The sequence below is a fragment of the Haloferax sp. s1 genome (assembly GCF_058382125.1).
The window spans coordinates 1-4553 of record NZ_JBZRPK010000428.1; the positions used below are offsets into that span (position 1 = coordinate 1).

The 4553-nt window shown below is 62.2% G+C and carries 4 protein-coding genes; 1 reads left to right on the plus strand and 3 read right to left on the minus strand.

Translation table 11 applies throughout. The features are described 5' to 3' along the window. Positions 1–835: 835 nt before the first annotated feature. Entirely contained in the window at positions 836–2011 is a 1176-nt protein-coding gene (locus QT222_RS05885) for a 3-dehydroquinate synthase II (RefSeq protein ID WP_004057473.1), read from the plus strand. Between the two features lie 33 nt (positions 2012–2044). Here QT222_RS05885 and QT222_RS05890 read toward each other — a convergent pair whose 3' ends face one another. From QT222_RS05890 to QT222_RS05900, 3 genes are all read right to left on the minus strand, one after another. Next, positions 2045–2461 carry a DUF7575 domain-containing protein gene (locus QT222_RS05890; RefSeq protein WP_004057472.1) on the minus strand — a complete coding sequence of 139 codons (417 nt, stop codon included), beginning with the start codon at positions 2459–2461 and terminating at the stop codon, positions 2045–2047. 27 nt (positions 2462–2488) lie between these two features. Further along, positions 2489–3184: a type I 3-dehydroquinate dehydratase gene (locus QT222_RS05895; RefSeq protein ID WP_004057471.1), complete on the minus strand. Its 696-nt coding sequence runs from the start codon at positions 3182–3184 to the stop codon at positions 2489–2491. Positions 3185–3268: 84 nt separating this feature from the next. Then, positions 3269–4339, minus strand: coding sequence for a DNA-methyltransferase (locus tag QT222_RS05900; RefSeq protein ID WP_491476613.1), 1071 nt, complete (start codon positions 4337–4339; stop codon positions 3269–3271). Positions 4340–4553: the final 214 nt, after the last annotated feature.

Sequence of the window (4553 nt, forward strand, 5' to 3'; positions counted from 1 at the left end):
ACGAGACGTGTTCCGAAGCGTCGTGGGGAAACGAGAGACCGCACATGCGCACGGCTCTCGTCGTCCAACGCTCTCGAAATGAGATTCGGAGGATAGTCGATGTTGTACCCCGTATCCCGCGTCACCGACGACAGAATCAGATGTGACTGATTACTCCTACTTAGGGTGCCTACTCCAATAGACTGAGTCCCACCCGATGACGATACCACAGATTTCTGCCAGAAATGTTGACGGCGAGAGCTTCCGCGGGTCACTCGGGCGGTCAAGTGAGCGATGTCAGGCGTCGACCGTCTGCGTGATAGCCGTGCCGCTTCGGTGTACCGACATTCGCAGACTCACTCGCACGACAGATACAGAGTTCGACGCCGACGGAAGGGCGTCTTCACCACTTGAACCCCCCGGTTGGACGCCGAAGACCTGGTGTCCGCTCAGCGTCCGCCATCTCCCCACCGATACGCACCGAGCCCGCAAAACGATGAGAATCGCGCTCAGGACAGGGGTCGTCGGTCGTGTAAATCGTTCGACAGCCTGAATCGAGGAATCGAACGCGGCCACAACTCGGGTCGAACGGGGGTCACCGTTTCGGCTTGTACCGACTGTCACTTGTCGAGGTAAATTTCAATCTCGAGTATCCGATTTTCCGCCGACCCTCCCGTCAGCGAAGACGTCCGCCGCAGTCCGTCGATTCGACGCAAAACTGTCCGAAGACGATGTGATAAATCATATACTGCGATATAGAATTGGCCACTATCGGTGATACCACAACCTCCTTCTCCATCCGCCGTCCGTTGATTCATTCGCCACGTTCAAGCCTGACGACCGAGTGAAGTCGATAATGACACGAAGCGTCTGGCTCAAAGCCGACGACACGGTCGGCGACTGGGAGACGCGGAAGCGACGCATCACGTCGGGTCTCGAAGCCGGTGTCGACTGGGTTCTCGTCGACGAGGACGATGTCGAGCAGGTGCGCGAACTCGGCGACGTCAAGATTGCCGCATTCCGCAGCGATGCTGATGTTCACGTGATGGAAGCAGAGGAAGACGACGAGGCGGAGGCGCTCGCCGACGCCTACATCGTCGGCAAGGACGGCGAAGGCGACGCCACCGTCGACCTCCCCTCCGATTTCTCCGGGTCTGCCGACTTGACGACGCTCCGCCGCAGCGACGACCTCGCAAACGGGTCGTACGTTCGCATCCTGAGCAAGGACTACGAAGCGTTCGCCGAGGAGGCCGCCCGCGACGGCGACCACACTATCGTCGTCGGCGAGGACTGGACTATCATCCCACTCGAAAACCTCATCGCACGTATCGGCGAGGAGACCGACCTCATCGCTGGTGTGACGAGCGCCGAAGAGGCCAAGGCGGCCTTCGAGACGCTCGAAATCGGTTCCGACGGCGTCCTCCTCGACAGCGACGACCCTGATGAGATTCGCAAAACAGTCGAGATTCGAGACGAGGCCGAACGCGAATCGCTCGACCTCGTCTGGGCGGAAGTCCAGGAAGTCGAGCGGACGGGCATGGCCGACCGCGTCTGCGTCGATACCGGCTCGCTCATGGACCACGAAGAGGGGATGCTCGTCGGGTCGATGTCTCGCGGTCTCTTCTTCGTCCACGCCGAAACCGCCGAGTCTCCCTACGTCGCCTCCCGGCCATTTAGAGTCAATGCAGGCGCAGTCCACGCCTACGCACGAACACCCAACGGCGGAACGACCTACCTCTCGGAACTCGAAAGCGGCGACGAAGTGCAGGTCGTCGATACGAAGGGTCGCACCCGCGAGGCCATCGTGGGCCGCGTCAAGATAGAAAAGCGACCGATGTTCCGCATCTCCGCCGATTACGAGGGTGACAGAGTCACTACCCTCCTGCAGAACGCAGAGACCATCAAGGTCCACACGCGCGAGGGTCGCACCGCGGTTACGGACCTCGAACCGGGCGATGAGATGCTTATCTACTACGAAGACACCGCTCGACACTTCGGCGAGGCCGTCGAAGAGAGCATTATCGAGAAGTAGGTCCGTCTCTCGTTTCGAGCGACGATTCGTTTTTCACTCTTCGACCGTGTACCACTCGAGTTCCGTCGCACACCACGGACAGAAATCGAGTTGTTGGTCGAGTTCGCCTCTGCAGACCGGGCAGGTCGGCTGGCCGTTAGCGTTGCGGCCTCGACTGCGCATCCCGACGCGATAGGCGTCGAGTGCGCTCAGGAACAACAGTCCGACGACGGGAACGATCACCGTTGTCGGGAGTGCACTTACAGACTCTATCGTCGAGAGCGACCCCACGGACGCAGGGTCGGTAACTGTCGAAAGGAGGACGAGTACAGCACCGATTACAAACGTGAACCACGCGAGCGCGCGTCGCCACTCTCGGAGGTAGACGTGCCCTGCGCCGGCGATACCGAGAGACGCACCAACGACTCCGACGAGGGCGGCGACGAACGCGCGACGACGAGCATCGGGCATCGTGCGTTGGCCTCGTCGCCCGTAGTCTTAAACGTCTGGATTGCTCGACAGGTCGTCGACGAGTGACCGGAGCGTCTGAGCACCGTATTGACCCGGTGCTGTGGCGTCTGCGGGTTCGACGGGTGCATATCCGATTTTCGAGCCGTACACCGGTGAAACAGCGCGTGTGTGCCGTCCGGCCTCGCCCATCGCCATCGTGGCCACCGTGTCGCCCCACTCCGTTGCAGTGTGCGTCACGTCGAGGAGTCGAAGCGCGTCGGCGTTCGTCTGGGCCGTGACGGCGAGTTTTCCCACGTCGCCGAGCGTCGCGGCTTCGTGGAGCAGTCGCGTCAGTTCCGACCGCGCGGGCGTCCGCTCGAAATCATGAACGGACGCAACGATTGTCGCGCCCGCGGCGCGCGCACGAGCGGCGGCGTCGACACCGACCTCGCTACGCAGGCTATCGAGTTCGATGTCCACCGCGGCGACGGCGTCACTCTCGGCGGCCGCGACGAGCGCGTCGAGACGGTCGACCTCGTCGCCGTCGGCTTCGCCGCCCTCCCAGTCGGCGCGGTTGGTCGCGAGAATCGGGAGTTCCCCGTCGTAGTCGTCGAGACCGTCGAGCGGGTTATCTGCGAGGTCCATTCGGAACTCGACGGCGTCTGCGACGTCTCGGGCGGTGGGTTCGTCGCCGAGGTCTGCAGTGCTCGCCGCAAGGACGAACGAGTCGAACGAGAGGTCCATATGCGTCCTGCGTTGCGCGGTCCTAAATCGGTGTCCGTGTCCGCAATGGGTTCGCTTGGGTCTCTGACGGCTGGTGCTCGGCCGTCAGTCGGTCATCTGTGCGTCTTTGGGGGCGTCCGAGGTAGCATCAACTGGTTCGTGCTCGACGACGAACTGTCGGTCTTCGTCGGCCGCCGACCGCGTGACTGACGAGACAGCGTAGAGGCGGATATTTCGCTCCTGTTTCGTCACGACGGGGAAGTCGTAGTATTCGGCGTCGTGACCCGGCCGTTCGTCCCGGTCTGCGACGAACGACCGATGAGCATCGAGTCGGTGCTCGACCTCTGTGCGCGACCGGGATTCGATACCATCGAGTCGGTCTTCGAAGGCTGAGATGAGTTCGGAATCGAGGTCGTACCCGACCGAATCTCGCCCCGCGAGCATCGCTGCGAGCGTCGTCGTGCCCGTTCCGGCGAAGGGGTCGAACACGGTATCGCCGTAGATGGAGTACATCCGAATCAGACGAAGCGGGAGTTCGACCGGGAACGCCGCCGAGCGTTCCCTCGTTCCCGAGTCGAGTTCTTGGTCGGTGCCGGTGAACTCCCAGAGGTCGGAGAACCACTGGTTGCGTTCCTCCCAGAAGAAGGCGCTCTCGTAGCGCATCTCGTCGCCCGGCGGGAACGACCGCGAGTCCCCTTTGCGCACGACGAGAACGTACTCGTGTTCGAGCGTGACGTAGGCATTCGGCGGCAGCGTCCCCGACCCCATGAACTTGGTCAGGCGATTCGTCGGCTTTCGCCAGATAGCGTCCGGCAGCGGTGTCAATCCGCGCTCAGAGAGAGCCGTCAGGACGCGAGCGTGGTTGGGATACTGCTGGAACGACCCACCGAGGCTTCGGGTCGCATCGCCGACGTTCACACACGCGATGCCCCCGGGCGCGAGGACGCGCTCGACTTCGTCCCAGACGGCGTCGAGTTGCTCGTGCATTGCCTCGAATGCGGCGTCGCCGTCACCCGAATCGAGTGCGTCAGAAACTGCCTCGTCGCGGGCCGAAAAGAGACTATCCCACATCTCTATCATGGGATACGGCGGCGATGTGACGACGAGGGCCACGCTCTCGTCGGCGCGTCCGGTGGCGGCAGCGTCGCCCACCCTGAGGGCGCGCTTCGTGCGCATCGTCCGGATGTGTTCGTCCCGAGACAAAACGTTTCGCCTCGATAGACGAGTTGTTTCGATGCGCGTAGAAGCATCTCACCGTGGAGGAAGGGAGGAAGCGTGCCGACCCCTGTTGAAGCCGTCGCTCGTGGGTCGAATAACCGAGAAACTAAGTCGACAACTGATTCGCTCCCGCCGTCAGAGTGATCGGTCGTTTAGACGAGTCCCAGGTTCT